Source organism: Amycolatopsis keratiniphila subsp. keratiniphila, assembly GCF_001620365.2.
GTDB classification, from domain to species: domain Bacteria; phylum Actinomycetota; class Actinomycetes; order Mycobacteriales; family Pseudonocardiaceae; genus Amycolatopsis; species Amycolatopsis keratiniphila.
Genome location: NZ_LQMT02000030.1, coordinates 1 through 16732 on the forward strand (window position 1 = coordinate 1; position 16732 = coordinate 16732).

15 protein-coding genes are annotated in these 16732 nt (G+C 68.2%); 5 read left to right on the forward strand and 10 right to left on the reverse strand.

The window, feature by feature from the left end:
- Window positions 1-718, forward strand: a 718-nt coding sequence (locus AVR91_RS28375; protein WP_143254133.1) for an HNH endonuclease signature motif containing protein, incomplete at its 5' end; no start/stop codon positions are given.
- 166 nt (window positions 719-884) lie between these two features.
- On the opposite strand, the gene AVR91_RS28380 is transcribed toward AVR91_RS28375, so the two are convergent.
- The 3 genes from AVR91_RS28380 to AVR91_RS28390 form a co-directional block, all read right to left on the reverse strand.
- Complete coding sequence (locus AVR91_RS28380) at window positions 885-2081, reverse strand: FAD-dependent monooxygenase (RefSeq protein ID WP_063274010.1); 1197 nt, start codon at window positions 2079-2081, stop codon at window positions 885-887.
- 18 nt (window positions 2082-2099) lie between these two features.
- On the reverse strand, window positions 2100-2669 hold the full coding sequence (locus tag AVR91_RS28385; RefSeq protein ID WP_063274009.1) for a TetR/AcrR family transcriptional regulator: 570 nt from the start codon (window positions 2667-2669) through the stop codon (window positions 2100-2102).
- A gap of 65 nt (window positions 2670-2734) precedes the next feature.
- Window positions 2735-3433, reverse strand: coding sequence for a type 1 glutamine amidotransferase domain-containing protein (locus tag AVR91_RS28390; protein ID WP_063274008.1), 699 nt, complete (start codon window positions 3431-3433; stop codon window positions 2735-2737).
- 121 nt (window positions 3434-3554) lie between these two features.
- On the opposite strand from AVR91_RS28390, the gene AVR91_RS28395 reads away from it, so the two are divergent.
- Window positions 3555-4457 carry a LysR family transcriptional regulator gene (locus AVR91_RS28395; protein ID WP_063274007.1) on the forward strand — a complete coding sequence of 301 codons (903 nt, stop codon included), beginning with the start codon at window positions 3555-3557 and terminating at the stop codon, window positions 4455-4457.
- An 85-nt stretch (window positions 4458-4542) separates the two neighbouring features.
- Complete coding sequence (locus AVR91_RS28400) at window positions 4543-4731, forward strand: hypothetical protein (RefSeq protein WP_016331799.1); 189 nt, start codon at window positions 4543-4545, stop codon at window positions 4729-4731.
- A gap of 9 nt (window positions 4732-4740) precedes the next feature.
- On the opposite strand, the gene AVR91_RS28405 is transcribed toward AVR91_RS28400, so the two are convergent.
- Window positions 4741-5697, reverse strand: a complete 957-nt coding sequence (locus AVR91_RS28405) for a GlxA family transcriptional regulator (RefSeq protein ID WP_063274006.1) — start codon at window positions 5695-5697, stop codon at window positions 4741-4743.
- 86 nt (window positions 5698-5783) lie between these two features.
- Between AVR91_RS28405 and AVR91_RS43430 the strand changes: the two genes are divergently transcribed.
- Together AVR91_RS43430 and AVR91_RS28410 are read left to right on the forward strand one after the other, a co-directional pair.
- Window positions 5784-5927: a hypothetical protein gene (locus AVR91_RS43430; protein WP_170064569.1), complete on the forward strand. Its 144-nt coding sequence runs from the start codon at window positions 5784-5786 to the stop codon at window positions 5925-5927.
- A gap of 220 nt (window positions 5928-6147) precedes the next feature.
- Window positions 6148-7893 carry a BCCT family transporter gene (locus tag AVR91_RS28410; protein WP_172843522.1) on the forward strand — a complete coding sequence of 582 codons (1746 nt, stop codon included), beginning with the start codon at window positions 6148-6150 and terminating at the stop codon, window positions 7891-7893.
- A 63-nt stretch (window positions 7894-7956) separates the two neighbouring features.
- Here AVR91_RS28410 and AVR91_RS28415 read toward each other — a convergent pair whose 3' ends face one another.
- From AVR91_RS28415 to AVR91_RS28440, 6 genes are all read right to left on the reverse strand, one after another.
- A complete protein-coding gene (locus AVR91_RS28415) occupies window positions 7957-8322 on the reverse strand; it encodes a DoxX family protein (RefSeq protein ID WP_063274005.1) in 366 nt (121 codons plus the stop codon).
- On the reverse strand, window positions 8322-8798 hold the full coding sequence (locus AVR91_RS28420; protein ID WP_063274004.1) for a carboxymuconolactone decarboxylase family protein: 477 nt from the start codon (window positions 8796-8798) through the stop codon (window positions 8322-8324). The genes AVR91_RS28415 and AVR91_RS28420 overlap by 1 nt, the downstream gene beginning before the upstream one ends.
- 28 nt (window positions 8799-8826) lie before the next feature.
- Window positions 8827-9690 (reverse strand): sigma-70 family RNA polymerase sigma factor, encoded by an 864-nt coding sequence (locus AVR91_RS28425; RefSeq protein ID WP_063274003.1) that lies wholly within the window; start codon window positions 9688-9690, stop codon window positions 8827-8829.
- 72 nt (window positions 9691-9762) lie between these two features.
- Window positions 9763-11655: an OmpL47-type beta-barrel domain-containing protein gene (locus tag AVR91_RS28430; RefSeq protein ID WP_063274002.1), complete on the reverse strand. Its 1893-nt coding sequence runs from the start codon at window positions 11653-11655 to the stop codon at window positions 9763-9765.
- A 71-nt stretch (window positions 11656-11726) separates the two neighbouring features.
- A complete protein-coding gene (locus tag AVR91_RS28435; protein WP_063274001.1) occupies window positions 11727-15692 on the reverse strand; it encodes a ThuA domain-containing protein in 3966 nt (1321 codons plus the stop codon).
- 19 nt (window positions 15693-15711) lie between these two features.
- Complete coding sequence (locus tag AVR91_RS28440) at window positions 15712-16728, reverse strand: multicopper oxidase domain-containing protein (RefSeq protein WP_063274000.1); 1017 nt, start codon at window positions 16726-16728, stop codon at window positions 15712-15714.
- Between the last annotated feature and the right edge of the window lie 4 nt (window positions 16729-16732).

The following is a 16732-nucleotide window of genomic DNA, read 5'->3' on the forward strand; positions in this document are numbered from 1 at the left end:
AGACACCCGCCCCGAACTACGGTTCATCAAACACCGCGACGGCACCCTCGGCCTCAAAGCACGACTCGACCTGGAAACCTACGCCCGGTTGAAGTCCGACCTGGACCCGATGGCCAAACCCCACAAAGCCATCGACGGAGTCCGGGATGCCCGCACCCAGGACGAACGCTACGGGGACGCCTTCACCGACTACGTGCGGTTGAAGACCACCAGCCGCAACCTCCCCGGCCAAGCCGGCGAAGCCACCCACATCCTCATCACCATGTCCTACGACGACCTGATCCGCGACATCGGCGAAGCCCACCTCGACCTAGTCGGCCCCATCAGCGCCACCGACGCCCGCATCCTCGCCTGCGACGCCCGCGTCCGCCCCGGCGTCCTCGGCACCGCAGGCGAACCGTTGGACATCGGCCGATCGAAACGCACTGTGTCGCTGGCCCAGAAATACGCGCTCACCCTCCGCGACGGCGGCTGCGCCTTCCCCGGCTGCGACATGCCCGTACCGCGCTGTACGGCCCACCACATTGTTTTCTGGCGGCATCACGGCGAAACGAAGATCGACAACCTTGTTCTGCTCTGCACGAAGCACCACCGGTTGATCCACCGCAGCGAATGGAAAGTCCAGATCGCCCAAGACGGCCTGCCGGAATTCACGCCGCCCGCCTACCTCGACTCCACCGAGACCCCGAGGCGCAACACCATGCACCTACGGACATAAGCCGACCCCGAGCAGCCTCCAGAACCGGACCGGCCGCGAGAACCCCCGGCCGCGATCGCCCCTGCCCACCGATGGATCCCGGCATCCCCAAACCAACGCGGCCGGCTCCCACCCAACCAGCCAGACGCGCCGAGCAGCCGGATACCCATTGAGCCGCGCAGAAAAGTTACCGGCTCCGGATCTCGGCCCCACGCCGCAAGTTCGTCACCAGCGCCGTCGACTTGCCGGTGACGGCGGCCGCGAGCGGTCGTTCGAGTCCCGGAAGCCGGGCCACGTGAAGGAAAGCGCGGCGCGCCAGGAGCAGGAATCGGTTGGCGGGCAGGAACCATCGCGCGCCCCGGCGGGCGACCTGCTGCTTCTCGGTCACCACCGGACGGACCAGGCTCTCGTAGTCCGCGAGCGCGGTCTCGATCGAAGGCGCCCGGGTGAGTTGCTCGGCCAGCACGAACGCGCCCGCGATACCCAGTGAAGCGCCCTGACCGGCGAGAAGGGAGACGGCATAACAAGAATCGCCGACGAGCACGACCCGCCCTCGGCTCCAGGAAGGCATCTCGATCTGCGCGACCTGGTCGTAGTACACCTCACCGGGAGGCGGGCACAGCTCGAGTGCTTTCGGCACCGCCCAGCCGAGCGAACCGTAGGTCGAGCGCAGCGCCGCTCGCGTATCGGCCGGCAAGTCCGGGTTCGTCGTGCGGTGCACGGCGAACGCCGCGAGTTTGCCGTCGCGGAGCCCGTAGAAGCCCATCTGCATCCCGATGGTGTCGGTCAGGCAGAACCGCTCCCCCACCCGCGCACGAATGTCCTCGTCCTCGAAAACGAAGGCCGCCGTATGAAACCCGAGATGACGCAAGAACCGGCTCTCTTCACCGTAGACCAGCCGCCGCACGGTCGAATGGATCCCGTCGGCCCCGACCAGCAGATCGGCTTCGACGGTCTCGCCGTCCACCAAGGTGACCCGCACGCGGTCGCCGAGGTCCTCGACGCCGGTGACCCCGGCACCGAACTTGACGTCCACTGTGGACGGAAGTCCGGTACGCAGGACACGCTCCAGATCCGGCCGCATGATGCTGCAGAGCCGTCCCCGCACCGACTTGGCGAACTGGACGTAGTCGATCGCCGCGCGGCGGCGGCCGTGCTCGTCCAGCAAGGTCGCCTCGTCCACCCGATACGCCGATTCTTCGACCTGGGGCAGCAGCCCCATCTCCTCGACGGCGTCGAAGCCGGGGCCGAAGAAGTCGATCATGTAGCCCTGTTCCCGCGGCCCCGCGGCCCGTTCCAGCACCACGACCTCGACGTCCAGCGTCGCGAGCCGGTGCGCCAGCGCCAGACCGGTGATGCCGGCACCGCAGATCGCCACCTTCATGGGGTCCCTCCCTTTCGTTCAGCCGACCAGCCTGCGCAGGACGGCCGGAGAGACGATCCGGCCGGACCCCGGTCCGAGCGCCCGATGCAACAGAAGCCCGTCCACCGCGGCGAGGAGCGCCGCCGCCGTGTCCTCGGCGTCGGCCACTCCCCGCTGCGCCAGCCACCCGCCGAACCTGGTGCGCAGGCCGGCGAGCAGCTCACGGATGCCTTGGCGCAAGGTGTCGTCGCGGGTCGCGGCGAGGTAGGCCTCGGCGAACAGCAACGACATCGGGTCGGTGCCGGAGTATTCGCCGACCGACGCCAGCAGCGCGTCCACCGCGTCCGCGGGCGTCTCGAGGGCCTCCAGCGCCGGCTCGAAGGCGACCGCGACTTCGCGCATCGCGCCGAGCACGGCCTCGATCATCAAGGCCTGCAGCGACGGGAAGTGGTAGTGCACGACGCTCGGCGTGACACCCGCGCGCTCGGCCAGGATCCGGGTGCTGACCGCGGACCACCCGAGTTCGGGCACGAGCGCGACAGCCGCTTCGAGCAATCGTTGCCGAACGAGCCTGCCACGCGCCGCGGCCGGGGATCCTGCCACCGTCATCTCCTAGGGCGTTCGTCCTGTACGACTGCCCTGATCGTATGCCCGGATCCGGCCGCGGCGCAAACTCACGCCGTCTTCAGCCGCGCCACGACGTGCTCCGCGGTGGCGACACTGGACTGCGGGTTCTGGCCGGTGACAAGGTTTCCGTCGACGACGACGTCGCTCGACCAGGCGGGCGCCGGAGTGACGATCGCGCCCTGTTCCCGAAGCCGTGCCTCGACGAAGAAGGGGGTCTTCTCGCCCAGCCCGCCCTGCAGTTCCTCCTCGTCGCTGAACGACGTCATCGAGCGGCCGGCGAAGGTGAACGAGCCGTCCTCCCTGCGCGCGCTGAGCAAGGCGGCGAGCCCGTGGCAGAGGGCGGCGATGGTCTTGCCCCGTGCGTCGGCGTCGTTCAGCAGCGCGCCGAGGTCGGCGTCGGCCACCAGGTCGGTCATCGGGCCGTGTCCGCCGGGCAGGTAGAAGGCGTCGTAGCCGTCGGCCGAGACGTCGGAGAGCTTGAGCGGCGCCGAAAGATCGAGCCCTTTGAGGTACTCGGCGAACTTCGCGCCCGCGGCCGGGTCGACGCCGCCGCGTTCGTCGAGGCTGATCGGGTCGACGGTCGGCCGGAGCCCCGACGGCGTCGCGATCTCCACCCGGTGGCCCGCCGCGGCGAGCACCCGGTGCGACTCGGCGACCTCTTCGGCCCAGAACCCGGTCGGGTGGTCGACGCCGTCCGTCAGCCGCACGTGGTCCGCGGCCGAGACGATCATGAGGATGCGCGCCATGACTGGTCCTTTCGTTGTCCGGGGGCGTTGTGCCCCACTGCCCCCTTCAACCAGGTCTGTGCCGCGGGCACTCCGCGCCGACGGCTACGATCCATAAGATTTCTTATGGAAGGTGGCTTGCATGACCAATCTGGACCGGCTAGCGACCTTCCTGTCGATCTACCGCCTCGGCTCGCTTTCCGCGGCCGCCGCGGAGCTCGGCCTGACCCAGCCCGCTGTCACCGGGCAGCTGCTCAAGCTCGAGGAGGAACTCGGCGAGCAGCTCTTCGTCCGGTCACGGCTGGGTGCGGCGCCGACCGCTCGCGCGGCCGAACTCGCCGCCAGGATCGGTACCCGGATCGACGAACTACGGGGTGCTTTGGCGCCGGGCGACGACGAGGTCCACTACCGCGAACAGGTGGCACTGGGCGGCGCGAGCGACGGCATGGCGACGCGGTTCCTGCCCGCGCTCGCCCCGCTGACCGAACGCGGGCTACGGCTCACCGTCACCCTCGGCCTCGCCGACGAACTCTTGGCCGCCCTCGAAGCGGCGCGCCTGGACCTCGTCATCTCGTCGGTCCGGCCGCGACAGCGCGGCATCGCCGCGATTCCGTTGATCGACGAGGAATTCGTGCTCGTCGCCGCCCCGGCGCTCGCCCGGAGCGTCGATCCCGCGCTGCTCGCCGCCGACCCGGTGCCGGCGATGGCCCACTTGCCGCTGATCGCCTACGCCGGTGATCTGCCGATCATCCGCCGCTACTGGCGCAGCGAATTCGGGAAGCGGCCGCCGAACCGCGTCGCGATGGTCGTGCCCGATCTCCGTGCGATCCTCGCCGTGGTCGTCGCGGGCGCCGGGGCGAGCGTGCTGCCGCGCTACATCGCCGCGGCCGCGCTCGAAGCGGGTTCGGTCTCGATCGTGCACACCCCGGAAGTGCCGCCGCTGAACACCATCTACCTCGCGCACCGGCCGGGAACGATGCGGCCGGTCGTGACCCTCATTCGCGACCGGCTGCTGGAACGCGCCCGCGCCTGGGGCTCACTCTGAAACCCCGGGCGGGGCAAAAATGACCTCTTTCTCCTTCGGAACCGTCGCGAAGCTTGCTCTTCCGAACCCGTTTCCTGGAGGACACATGGTCTCGAAACCCCGCCTCGCACTGGGAATGCTCGTCTTGGCCGCCTTGGCGGCAGGGCTGCTCGCGTTGCTCATCTCGCTCGACGTCGGCGCTTTCTGGGCCAAGACGCTGCCACTCGTCTTCCTGGCGGGCGGCGCTGCGTTCGCGCAATCCCTCGGCCTGTTCAACAAGGCGCCGAAGGACTGAGGGCGAGCGTCAAACGCGCTGCGGCGCGAAGGTTCGCCGGTAGTCCTGCGGGGAAACGCCGACGACCTTGTGGAAATGGTGACGCAGCAAGGCTCCTGAGCCGAAGCCGCAGCGGCGCGCGACCTCGTCGATGTTCATCGTCGTCTCTTCGAGCAGTGACCTCGCGTGCAGAACTCGTTGTGTCGAAAGCCATCGGTGCGGTGTCGTACCCGTCTCCGCGACAAACTTGCGGGCGAAGGTGCGCTCGGACATCCGGGCCCGGCGGGCCAGATCGGCGACGGGATGTTCGCGGTCGATGGTGTCGAGCATCCAGGCGAGCACCGGCTGAAGGCCGTCCCCGGTGCACTCCGGGATCGGCACCTCGACGAACTGGCGTTGCCCGCCTTCCCGTTGCGGGGGCACCACCATCCGCCGGGCGATGACGGTGGCGGCGGCGGAGCCGAGTTCGCGCCGGACCAGGTGCAGGCACGCGTCGATGCCGGCGGCCGTCCCGGCGCTGGTGATGATGTCGCCGTCGTCGACGAAGAGGACGTCCGGATCCAGCCGCGCCTCGGGAAAACGCTCCTGGAACCGCGTGCTGTGCCGCCAGTGGTTCGTGCAGCGCCGCCCGTCGAGCAGCCCCGCGGCGCCCAGCACGAACGCGCCGGTGCAGACCGAAAGCAGCGTGGCGCCCCGCGCCGAAGCCGCACGGAGCGCCTCGATCACCGCGGGTGGGTACTCGTCGCGCACGTCACAGGCGGGGACGACGACGAGGTCCGCGTCTTCGGTCGCCTCGAGACCGTGTTCCGGGGTGACCGTCACGCCGTGCCCGAGGGTGAGCGGCTCTCCGGCGCGCTCCCCGCACACGCGGAAGTCGAGCAGGGGCACTCCGTCATCGGTGCGGTCGCACCCGAAAACCTCGCACACGACACCGAACTCGAAGGCGGCGAAGTCGTCCAGCAGCACCACGGCGACGCTTTTCAGCATGCCCTGAGCATAGCTGGCAGGATTTTGACGCACAACGACAGAACTGCCACTTTTGGCAGGATGTCGAGCAGCGCAAACTTACTGCCATGACCGCAATCATCGTCACTCTCGCCCTGATCGCCCTCGTCACCTACCTGCTGGAGCGCAATCACGCGCGGCAGGGCCGCCCGGACGCCGCCGGCGGCGATCCGCTCGGCCGGCCCTTCTGGCGAGGGGGCGCCACGGCCTGAAAACCCTTACGAGGACACCGCGCCGGTGTCACGAGCGACACGTTCCCCGCCGTGATCGTCGCCGAAGCTCGCATCCGCCGAGGTCAAACCCGCAATCACCGGTTTAAACCTCTTCGCCCGCATTTTCTGCCGGTTACCAGTTTTCTGGTTAGGGTGCAGTGGTGCAAACGGGTTAACTCGGGCGGAAGGAGATCGCGCCGTCATCGGCGCGTGTCTGAACATGAGTTCGCAGGACGGTAAACAAGCGGAAGAAGAGGTCGTCGCGGAGACCGCGGCGGACCTCGCCCACGCGCCGGACACGACAGGTCCGGGGCACCCGCCCGATGAGCACGTCCCGCTCGACCTCGCCGCCGAACGCCCCGCCGAGACCGACCGGACCGTTTTCGGTGTGGCGGCGGTGCTCGCGCTCGCGATCATCGTCTGGGGTGTCCTGTCCCCGGAGAGTCTCGCGAGTGTCGCGTCGACCCTCCTCAACGACGCCGTGATCCCGTACGGCGGCTGGGCCTTCGTGTTGACCGCGAGCGGTTTCGTGCTCTTCGCGGTCTGTCTGGCCATAAGCCGCTACGGCCGGATCCCGCTGGGCGGGGACAAGGAGCTCCCCGAATTCCGGACGTCGTCGTGGATCGCGATGATGTTCAGCGCAGGTATGGGCATCGGCCTGATGTTCTTCGGTGTGTACGAACCGGTCTCCCATCTCGCGAGCCCGCCCCCGGGCACCGCGGCCCCGAACTCCGACGAAGCCGTCCACACCGCGATGGCGACGACGCTGTTCCACTGGACCGTGCACCCGTGGGCGATCTACGCCGTCGTCGGCCTCGCGATCGCGTACAGCACCTTCCGGAAGGGCCGCAGCCAGCTGATCAGTTCGGTGTTCGCGCCGCTGATCGGCAAGCGGCGCACCGAAGGCCCGCTGGGCAAGGCGATCGACATCATGGCGATCTTCGCGACCCTGTTCGGCTCGGCCGCTTCGCTCGGTCTCGGCGCGCTCCAGGTGGGTGGCGGTATGGGCGCCGTCGGCTGGATCGACGACCCCGGCAAGGGCCTCCTGGTCGCGATCATCGCGATCCTCACCATCGCGTTCATCGCTTCGGCGGTGTCCGGCGTGGCCAAGGGAATCCAGTGGCTGTCCAACATCAACATGGTGCTCGCCGCGGTACTCGCGGTGTTCGTGCTGGTGGTCGGGCCGACCGTGCTGATCCTCAACATCGTGCCCGGCGCGATCGGCGACTACTTCCGCGAACTGGCGGAGATGTCCGGCCGTACCGGGATGACCGGTGGCGAGGAGATGCAGACGTGGCTCGGCGGCTGGACGGTCTTCTACTGGGCGTGGTGGATCTCGTGGACGCCCTTCGTCGGCATGTTCATCGCGCGGATCTCGCGCGGCCGCACCATCCGGCAGTTCATCTTCGGTGTCATCGCGATCCCGAGCGTCGTGAGCCTGATCTGGTTCGCGATCTTCGGCGGCGCGGCGATCAGCAGGCAGCGGGCGGGCACGGACATCGCGGGCGCGGGCAGTGCCCAGTCGGCCACGTTCGAACTGCTCGAAACGCTGCCGTGGTTCGTCCCGATCGCGATCCTGGTGATGATCCTGGTGTCCATCTTCTTCGTCTCCGGCGCGGACGCGGCATCGGTGGTGATGGGCACCTTGTCCCAGCGCGGGAGCGTGCACCCGAAGAAGGGTGTCGTCATCTTCTGGGGCGTGCTGATGGGTGCCGTCGCGGCGGTGATGCTGCTGGTCGGCGGGGACAAGGCGCTGACCGGGTTGCAGAACCTCACCATCCTGATCGCGGTGCCGTTCGTGTTCGTGATGGTCGGGTTGTGCGTGTCGGTCTGGAAGGACCTGCGCAACGACCCGCTGATGAAGCAGGAAGACGCGATGATGTTGTCGCTGAAGGAACTGCACGAGGAACGCACCAACGGCCACGGCCGCCGTCGCATCCTCGGCCGGTCGAAACAGCGCACCTGAGCTGATCCCGCGTGAAGGCCCCCTTTCCTCGGCTCAGCCGAGGGAAGGGGGCCTTCACGTACTTCAGGCGCGTCCGATGGCGACGAAAGCGCACAGCGCGAGGTAACCCAGGTCCAGCAACGCGATCAGGGGCTCGCGGCGACGCAGCCGCACGACCACCGCGCCCGCCATGACCAGCGCCAGGCCGAGGGCCGCCAGCGGCACCAGCACCGGGGCGATGTCGAGCAGCGCGGGAACGACCAGGCCGGCCGCGCCCAGGATTTCGGCCACCCCGATGAACTTCACCGTGCCGGGGCCGACATCCAGCACCCAGCCCGCGGCCGAGCCCACCCCGGCGATCGTTTCCCTTCGCAGGAACAGTTTCCCGACGCCGGAGACGAGATACATCACGGCCAGCAGACCGGCGACGATCCACAGCGCGGCCTCCATCAGTGCGCCGCGAACTGGCCGGGCGTGTAGTCACCGGCGGGCTGCCGGGTGATGACGTTCAGCCGGTTGAAGGCGTTGATGAGCGCGATCTGGGTCACCAGCGCCACGAGCTGTTCGTCGTCGTAGTGCTTGGCGGCGGCCTGCCACGCTTCGTCGGTGACACCGCTGCCGTCGGCGAGACGGCTGCCCTGCTCGGTCAGTTCCAGCGCGGCGCGTTCGGCCTCGGTGAAGAGCGTCGCCTCGCGCCAGCACGCGACCAGGTTCAGCCGGGTCGTGGTCTCCCCCGCGTGCGCCGCGTCCTTGGTGTGCATGTCGAGGCAGCCCGAGCAGCCGTTGATCTGGCTGGCCCGGATGTTCACCAGTTCCCTTGTCGCTAAAGGAAGTTCACCATCGTCGAGGACTTTCGCGGCCGAGACGAGGTGCTTCACCAGCTTCGGCGCGAGAGCGGTCTTGAGGTAATCGATCCTTGCCTGCATGGGATTTCTCCTTCTCGTCGGTCTTCACTTACTTCGACGAGGAGGGCTTCCGAGAGGTAACACCCATGGAGGCGAGGCGACGTGGATCACTGACGGAGTCGATTTCGACGATGCGGCCGTCGACGATGGTGCAAGCCATGACACCCAGCAGCTTGCCGGTCCGGCTCCACGAAACGATGCCCGGTTTGCCGTTGACCAGTGCGGGCCTGGTGGTGCCGGCGGCGCGCGCTCCGCGCTGGACCCGCGTGGCCACCTCCGCCGCACCGAGCCGCACGACCTCGCCGTGACGGCTCCGCGAGCGCCAGGTGACGTCGGGGTCGAGCATCTCCAGCAGCCCCTCGAAGTCCCCTTCGCGCGCGGCCGCGAGAAACGCTTCGACGACGGCGCGTTGCCGTGGCTCGTCGGCCGGACGCTGTCCCCGCACCTTCCGGCGGGCCCGGCTGGCGAGCATCTTGGCCGCGTCCGCCGACTTTCCGAGGATCTCGCCGATTTCGGCGAACGAGACCGCGAACAGGTCGTGCAGCACGAACGCCAGCCGCTCGGCCGGGCCGAGGGTGTCGAGCACCACGACCAGCGCCACCCCGACCGATTCGGCGAGCAGCGCGTCTTCTTCCGGTGAGTCGTCGAGCACCAGCAGCTCGGGCGGCTCGTCGTAGGAATCCTCGGGACGGGTCTTGCGGGAGCGCAGGACGTCGATGCAGACGCGGCCGACGACGGTGGTCAGCCAGCCGGACAGGTTGTCGATCGTGTCGGCGTCCTGGCGGGCGAGCCGCAGCCAGGCCTCCTGGACCGCGTCCTCGGCGTCCGTGCGGGAGCCGAGCATCCGCTGGGCCACGGCCACCAGACGCCCGCGCTGTTCCTCGAACGCGCTGGCCAGGGCTTCGCCGGTCATGTCGATACCTTTCTCGCGCCGAACCCGTCATGGACATGACGAGCGCGACGCGAGAAAGGTAACCGACTTCGCTCAGACGTCCCGGATCGGCGTCTTCACGGTCTTCTTCATGCCGGGGTTCTTCGTCTCCGGCTTCTTCTTGCCGGGCTCCGGCTCCGGCTCGGTGGTCGTGCCGCCGATGCCGGAGTCGATCGCCGCCGTGACGATCAGGTTCCGCTCGTCGGACGAGATGATCCCGCCGTCGAGGAGTTCCTGGGTCACGGCCCGCACGTAGGTCACGAACTGCTCGTTCGACGAGTAGTCCGACTCGTCGTCGATCACGTCGTTGATCGTGCAGCCGTCACCGGTGTCGCGGTTCTCGACCTGGCTGTCCGCCGTGCCGAGGATCACGGTGTCCCGGAGGTCGGAGTCCGGGCAGGCGTCCGGGCCCGGCGGCGCGGCGACGATGGTGAACGAGCCGCCCTGTTCCGCCGACACGTTGCCGGCCTTGTCCGACGCGCGGTAGGTCAGCGTGTGCGTGCCGAGCGCGGTCACCTTCACCGGCGCGGTGTAGACCGTCCAGGCCCCACCGTCCAATTGGTACTCGATCTTGTCCACCCCGGACCCGGTGTCCGTCGCGGTCAGGTTGATGGTCGCGTCCTCGATGTACGACCAGCTTCCGTCCAGATCACCGCTCACCACCACCGAAACCACCGGTGCGGTGCTGTCGTCGCCCTCGACGATGGTGAACGTCGCCGTGCCTTCGGCCGAGACGTTGCCCGCCTTGTCGGTGGCGCGGTACTTCACCGTGTGCGCGCCGACGACGGTCAGCGCGAGCGGCGCCGAGTACGTCAGCCACGGGCCGCCGTTCAGGTTGTACTCGACCTTGCCGACACCGGAGCCGGCATCGGTGGCCGTGAGGGTCACGGTCGCCTTGCCGACGTAGTTCCCGGCGGTGTCCTTGGTCCCGGTCACCTCGGACGTCACCGTCGGCGCGGTGGTGTCACTGCTGACGATCGTGAAGTGCGCCATGCCTTCCGGCGAGACGTTGCCCGCCTTGTCCGAAGCGCGGTAGTGGACCATGTGCATCCCGGGCGCGGTGACCGCGACAGGAGCGGTGTACGCGGTCCACGCGCCTTCGTCCACTTTGTACTCGACCTTGTCGACACCGGAGCCGGCATCGGTGGCGGTGAGCTTCACCGTGGCGGTGTCGAGGTAGTTGCCCGCGCCGTCCTTGGTCCCCGTGACCTCGGACGTCACTGTCGGCGGTGTCGTGTCGCCGGGCTGCCCGGTGACGACGGTGAACGACGACATCCCTTCCGGCGAAACGTTGCCCGCCTTGTCGGTGGCGCGGTAGTGGACCATGTGCGCACCGGCCGCGGTGACCGCCACAGGCGCGGTGTACGCGGTCCACGCGCCGCCGTCGAGCTGGTACTCGACCTTGTCCACACCGGACTGGCTGTCCGAAGCGGACAGGTTCACCGTCGCGGAACCGACGTAGTTCCCGGCGGTGTCCTTGGTGCCGGTCACGTTCGCGGTCACGGTCGGCGGGGTGGTGTCGGCGCCGCCGCCGTCGGTGACGACGAACTCGCCCATCATCTTGGTGTGGCCCTGGATCGTGCAGTAGTACCGGTACTTGCCCGGGGTCAGCGTCACCGTGGCCTGGTGGACGCCGTTCTTGTCGTCGTAAGGATTGGCGAGGATGTTGAGGTTGACGTCGTGGTTGTAGCCCGGCGTCGAGGTGTCGAACGTCAGCGTGTGCGACATCGTCGACCCGAGCTCTTCGGTGTTCTTGAAGACGATCGTGGTCTCACCGGCCACCGCGGTCGACGGCGCGCTGAGGTAGTGGTCGGTGCTGTCGCCCGCGGTCCATTCCAGGGTCTGGACGGGTGCGGCGGAGGCGGGAGCGGACGAGCCCGGTAACACCAGGCCCGCCAGTGCGAGTGTCGCGGCCACCAGGGCCACGACGAGGGTTCTTGGGGACATCGCAGGGAAACCTTCCGTACAAGGGACACCGGCCGGGCACGCGGAACCCGCGCGCCCGGCCGGTTTTCGCGCTACAGCTGCCGCACCCGGATGTTGCGGAACTCCATCAGGTCGTTGTCACCGTGGTTCTGCAGACCGATGAACCCGCTGACGAACTGCCGGAAGTCGGTGGACGGATCGCCCGCCCGCGACGACTGGATCCCCGGCGCGTTCTCGAACTCGTTGATCACCACGCCGTTGCGGATGATCGTGTACTTCTGCCCGACGACCTTGACCTCGTACTCGTTCCAGGTCCCCTTCGGCTTCACGCCCGCCTGGTCCAGCGGCCGCGGGTCGAAGTTGTAGATCGACCCGGTCTTCTGCGGCTCACCGGTGGCCCCGTCGTACAGCTGCACCTCGTGACCGCAGTAGATCGCGACCCAGGCCTGCGACGTCCTCGCCGAGCCGACCGTGCCGCAGCTGCCCGGCGGACGCTGCTCCAGCGGGGTGCGCGGATCCGGGAACCGGACGAACACACCGCTGTTGGCGCTGCCGTTCGGCGCGATGTCCTTGAACTGCAGCTTCACCGAGAAGTTGCCGAACTGCCGTGCCGAGTACCACAGCATGCCCAGCCCGCCCGACGGACGCAGCGATCCGTCCGGCTGGATGGCGAACTGCCCGGACGGGGCTTGCGACCAGTTGCGGAACGAGTCGGCCGTGCCGTCGTAGATCGCGTCGTAGCCGGTGACGCCCTTGTTGCCGATGGGCGACGCGGCGGCCGCGGCGTTGATCTTGTCCGACTCGGCCGCGTTCAGCACCCCGAGGTCACCGAGCCGGTCCACGGCCTGCGTGACGTGGTTGACGAAACCGGCGTGGGAGGTCCACGTGCTCTCGTCGTCGATCATGTCGTCGACCGTGCAGCCGCCTCCGGCGTTGCGGTTGGTCACCCCGGTGTCGGTGTCTCCGATGGTCACCGTGGCGGACGGATCCGCCACGAGACAACCGACGTTCACCGAGTTCCGCGTGGTCACCGTCTCGCCGTTCGCGTAGGTCACGGTCAGCTTGGCGGTGTACAGCCCGGTGCGGGGGTAGGTGTGCCGCGGGTCGGGCTGGGTCGAGATCGTGCCGTCGCCGAACTCCCACTTGTAGGAGACGCCGCCGGACTTCGATCCGGTGAAGGCCGCGGTGAGCGGCTTGTTCTGCACCATCGTCGAGGACGCCGCCGCGGCCGGGGTGGCCTCGCCGCCGATGTAGCTGATCTTCAGCAGCTTCTGGTTGTTGGTCAGGGTGAAGAAGCCGCCGCCGTAGTCGAGCGCGTACAGCGCGCCGTCCGGCCCGAACTTGGCGTCCATCCACTGGTTCAGCTTGGTGTCGCCACCACCGGTCGGGATGATCTGCCGCACGGTCTCGGCGAACACCGGCGGATCCTGCTTCGCGACACCGTTCGGGTCGAGGGTGACCGCGATCCGGTTCTGCCCGTTGCTCTGGTCACCGATGAACCACTTGTCGTTCCAGTAGGCCGGCCACGCGACGCCGCTGTTGGTGTTGACGAGGTCGCGGTGGTACGTCGGCCCGGTCATGACCGCCTGGCCGCCGCCCTTGAGGTAGGGCTGCGTGTAGGTGGCCTCGGCCGCGTTGTACGTCGGCACGGAGCTGTTAGGACGGTTGGGGAACACCGGCCCGCCGCCGTCCGGCGCGTACCAGATCATGTTCTTCTTGATCGGCGGCAGGTTCACCAGGCCGGTGTTACGCGGCGAGGTGTTGACCGGGTTGTCGCAGTCGTACCAGCCGGTGAGCACCGCGGCGTCGGTGCTGCTGCGGTCGCGGTACGGCTGCTTGTTGCCCATGCAGTACGGCCAGCCGTGGTTGCCCGCCTCGGTGATCACCGTGGCGGTCTCGTACTTGGCCGGGCCGAGTTCCGGGCTGGGCGAGGACGCGTCCGGCCCGACCCAAGCGGCGGTCAGCCAGTTGGTCTTCTTGTCGACTTGCAGACGCGAGATGTTCCGCACGCCCATCACGTAGATCTCGGGCCTGGTCTTGTTCCCGGGGTCGTTGGCCTCGGGGAACAGGTTGCCCGCCGGGTTGGTGTAGGTACCGTCGGCCTCGGGGTGGATCCGCAGGATCTTGCCGTTGAGGTCGTTGGTGTTACCGGCGGTGCGGCGCGCGTCCTGGAACGAGACGCCCTTGTAGTCCTGGGTCCAGTTGTTGCCGGAGTACCCGTTGGAACCCTGCGACGAGTTGCTGTCACCGGAACCGATGTAGAGGTTCCCGTCCTTGTCGAAGTCCATGCCGCCGCCGGCGTGGCAGCAGCTGTGGACCTGGACGTCCCACGACAGCAGGTCCTTGCGGGTCGCCTGGTCCAGCGTCTGGTTCTTCAGGTCGTAGGTGAACCGAGAGACCGTGCGCTTGCCGATCCGCTTGTCGATGTCGACCGACTCGTGCGGCATCCAGTAGGCGTACATCCAGCCGTTCTCGCTGAACTTCGGGTCCAGCACGAGACCGAGGAGGCCTTCCTCGTTCTTGACCAGTTCGTCGCCGCTACCGCGGTTGCCCATCACCTTCAGCGTGGTGAGCAGCTTCGGCTTCTTGGTGACCGGGTCCCACTGGTGGATCGTGCCGCAGCCGGCGCCGATCTGGGGGTTGGTCCAGTCGTTCGGCGCGGGCACCGTGTTGCCGGCGCAGGCGGCGCGGCCGATGTAGAAGACCCGGCCGTTCGGCGCGATGGTGAGCCCGTGCGGCTCGCCCATCTGGTCCAGCTGGCCGGGCTGGTTGATCCCGGTCAGGCGTTCGACCTTGTAGTTGGCCGCGATACCCGCCTTGCAGTCACCGCGCACCATGCCGGTGGTCCACTTGAGCGCACCGAGGATGTGGCTGCGGAACTGGGCTTCGCCGTAGCTGGCCTCGGTCCGGCCCATGCCGCTGTAGAAGGAGCGGCCGCCGTCGTAGTCGCGGCACCACGAGATCGGGTGGAAGGCGCCGTTCGCGCCGACACCCGGCTTGTAGGTCGACTCCTCGACCTGCGCGACCGTGTGCACGGTGCCGACCGGGTTGACCTCCCAGTTGAGCCACCGGTCGGTGCGCACCCACTTCTGCGGCAGGCCCGCGGTAGCCGGGTTCGCCTTGTCGAGGACGTCGACCGTGGCCTGCGCCGGGTCGGGCTCCGGCGGCGGCGGAGTGGTCGAGTTGTCCTTGTACAGCTTCCAATCCGCCAGCTGGATGAGCGGGTCACCGGCGTTGGCGGTGATGTTCAGCCGGTAGTTCGCGTACGCCGTGGTGTTGGCGAAGGTGAACTTGCGGCTCACGAAGCGGTCGGCGAACGTCTCGTTGGTGCGAGTGTCCAGATCGGTCCACGTGGTCCCGTCGTTGGAGCCCTGCAGGGTCCAGCTCTTGGGGTCACGGCCGGGGAAGTCGTTCGCCGAAACGAGGTCGTAGCTGCTGACGGCGACCGGGGCGGCCATCTTGTAGGCGACCCAGCCGGTCGGCTGGAAGGCCAGCCATTTGGTGTTCTCGTTGTTGTCGGCGAGCTTTTCCTTGCTCTCGTTGGGCGCGTTCTCCGCGCTCGCGGTGACCGAGGCGACCGCCTCCGGCGTGGGACGCGCCCCCACCGGACGGGCGCCGATCAGCCCGGAGAACCACTGCGAGCCGTCCTGCGCCCGCGCGGCGTCGGACAGGCCGAGGAAGCCGCCGCCCGCCTTCATGTAGTTCTGCAGCGAGGTTTCCTGGTCGCGGTTCAGCGTGATGCCTTGCGCGGACAGGAAGACGACGCCGCGGTATTTTGCGAGGTTCGCCTGCGTGAACACCGCGGGGTCCGAAGAGGACGAAACGGAGATGCCGTTCGCCTGCCCCAGGCTCGCGATCGCGTCCGTGGCACGCAGGACGGGGTCCTTCTGGTCCGCGGCGGCACCGTGGAAGACCAGGACGTTCACCGGGACGTTCGTCGCGGCTTCGGCCGTCACCGGTGCGATGGCCAGCGGCAGCCCGGAGGTGACGACGGCGCCGACCGCGAGCGCGGCCAGTGACCGTCTGCGGAGCCGACGTTGCGAAAATACTCGTCTCAAGTTCTCGCTCCTTTCAAGACTAGTGGTGGTGGGCCGAGGCGCCGGTGGCGTTCGGCGTGGACGTGGTGGTGTGCTGGTGCCCCTTGAAGCGGTCGATCGCCTCTTGGGCGCCCGCGGGCATCCCGCCGTCGGCGTTGCGGACCAGGAACACCCCGGACATGCCGTCGTCCGAGTGCTGCTGGACGTGGCAGTGGTACATCCACGCGCCCGGCCCGACGCCGTCACCGGCGATCACCTGGAATCCGAAGGAGTTGCCGGGGTCCAGGGTCTTGTTGTCGAGGATCGGGGCGTTGTCGGTCGCGCTGGTGAGCATGCCGGTGCGGGTGTCCGCCCAGCGGTGCGCGTGCAGGTGGAAGGTGTGCATCAGGTTGCCGTGCCCGATGCAGATGAACTCGACGCGTTCACCGAGGTTCGCCTCGAAGATCGGCGTGTTCGGGGCGACCTGGTGGTTGATCCACATCTCGGTGAACACCACGGTGAACTGCTTGCTGGGCAACAGATCCCCACGTTTGCGCACGATCAGGCCGCCGTAGAGACCCTTCATCAGGCCCGCCGTGCCGTGGTCGCCGCCGAACGCGTGGTCGTGGTAGTGCCAGTAACCCGCGCTGCCGGGCATCCAGAAACCGTTGGCCGCCTGATACGCCGTCCGGGTCTTCCAGGTGTAGGTCTTGGTCTCGTACGGCTTGTTGAAGGAATCGTTGAACGGCGAACCGTCGGATTTGGTGTCGTAGTTGACGCCGTGCGGATGGATCGAGAGCCGCTGGTCGGTGTTGTTGACCAGCTCGATCACCAGCGTGTCACCCTCGTAGCACTCCAGGAGCGGCCCGGGGATCGTCGGCTTGCCGGGCTCGAGCCCGTAACCGACCCGGGTCGAGCCGGGAACGTAGTCGGCGTAGACGGTGATGTTGCGGGTCATCCCGGCCGCGGCGGCCGGTGCCGAACCGGCGCTGGCCGACACCACGACCGGGGCGATCACCCCGGCCGCGGTGCCCGCGAGCATCGATCTGCGGGACAGCCCGCGTTTCTTGTTGTCCATTGTG

Excerpts from the sequence above, each read along its gene's own strand:
- AVR91_RS28405 (WP_063274006.1), bottom strand. The coding sequence starts at position 5,697 with ATGCTGAAAAGCGTCGCCGTGGTGCTGCTGGACGACTTCGCCGCCTTC.
- AVR91_RS28390 (WP_063274008.1), bottom strand. The coding sequence starts at position 3,433 with ATGGCGCGCATCCTCATGATCGTCTCGGCCGCGGACCACGTGCGGCTG.
- AVR91_RS28410 (WP_172843522.1), top strand. The coding sequence starts at position 6,148 with ATGAGTTCGCAGGACGGTAAACAAGCGGAAGAAGAGGTCGTCGCGGAG.
- AVR91_RS28420 (WP_063274004.1), bottom strand. The coding sequence starts at position 8,798 with ATGCAGGCAAGGATCGATTACCTCAAGACCGCTCTCGCGCCGAAGCTG.
- AVR91_RS28395 (WP_063274007.1), top strand. The coding sequence starts at position 3,555 with ATGACCAATCTGGACCGGCTAGCGACCTTCCTGTCGATCTACCGCCTC.
- AVR91_RS28400 (WP_016331799.1), top strand. The coding sequence starts at position 4,543 with ATGGTCTCGAAACCCCGCCTCGCACTGGGAATGCTCGTCTTGGCCGCC.
- AVR91_RS28385 (WP_063274009.1), bottom strand. The coding sequence starts at position 2,669 with ATGACGGTGGCAGGATCCCCGGCCGCGGCGCGTGGCAGGCTCGTTCGG.
- AVR91_RS28425 (WP_063274003.1), bottom strand. The coding sequence starts at position 9,690 with ATGACCGGCGAAGCCCTGGCCAGCGCGTTCGAGGAACAGCGCGGGCGT.
- AVR91_RS43430 (WP_170064569.1), top strand. The coding sequence starts at position 5,784 with ATGACCGCAATCATCGTCACTCTCGCCCTGATCGCCCTCGTCACCTAC.
- AVR91_RS28380 (WP_063274010.1), bottom strand. The coding sequence starts at position 2,081 with ATGAAGGTGGCGATCTGCGGTGCCGGCATCACCGGTCTGGCGCTGGCG.
- AVR91_RS28430 (WP_063274002.1), bottom strand. The coding sequence starts at position 11,655 with ATGTCCCCAAGAACCCTCGTCGTGGCCCTGGTGGCCGCGACACTCGCA.
- AVR91_RS28415 (WP_063274005.1), bottom strand. The coding sequence starts at position 8,322 with ATGGAGGCCGCGCTGTGGATCGTCGCCGGTCTGCTGGCCGTGATGTAT.
- AVR91_RS28440 (WP_063274000.1), bottom strand. The coding sequence starts at position 16,728 with ATGGACAACAAGAAACGCGGGCTGTCCCGCAGATCGATGCTCGCGGGC.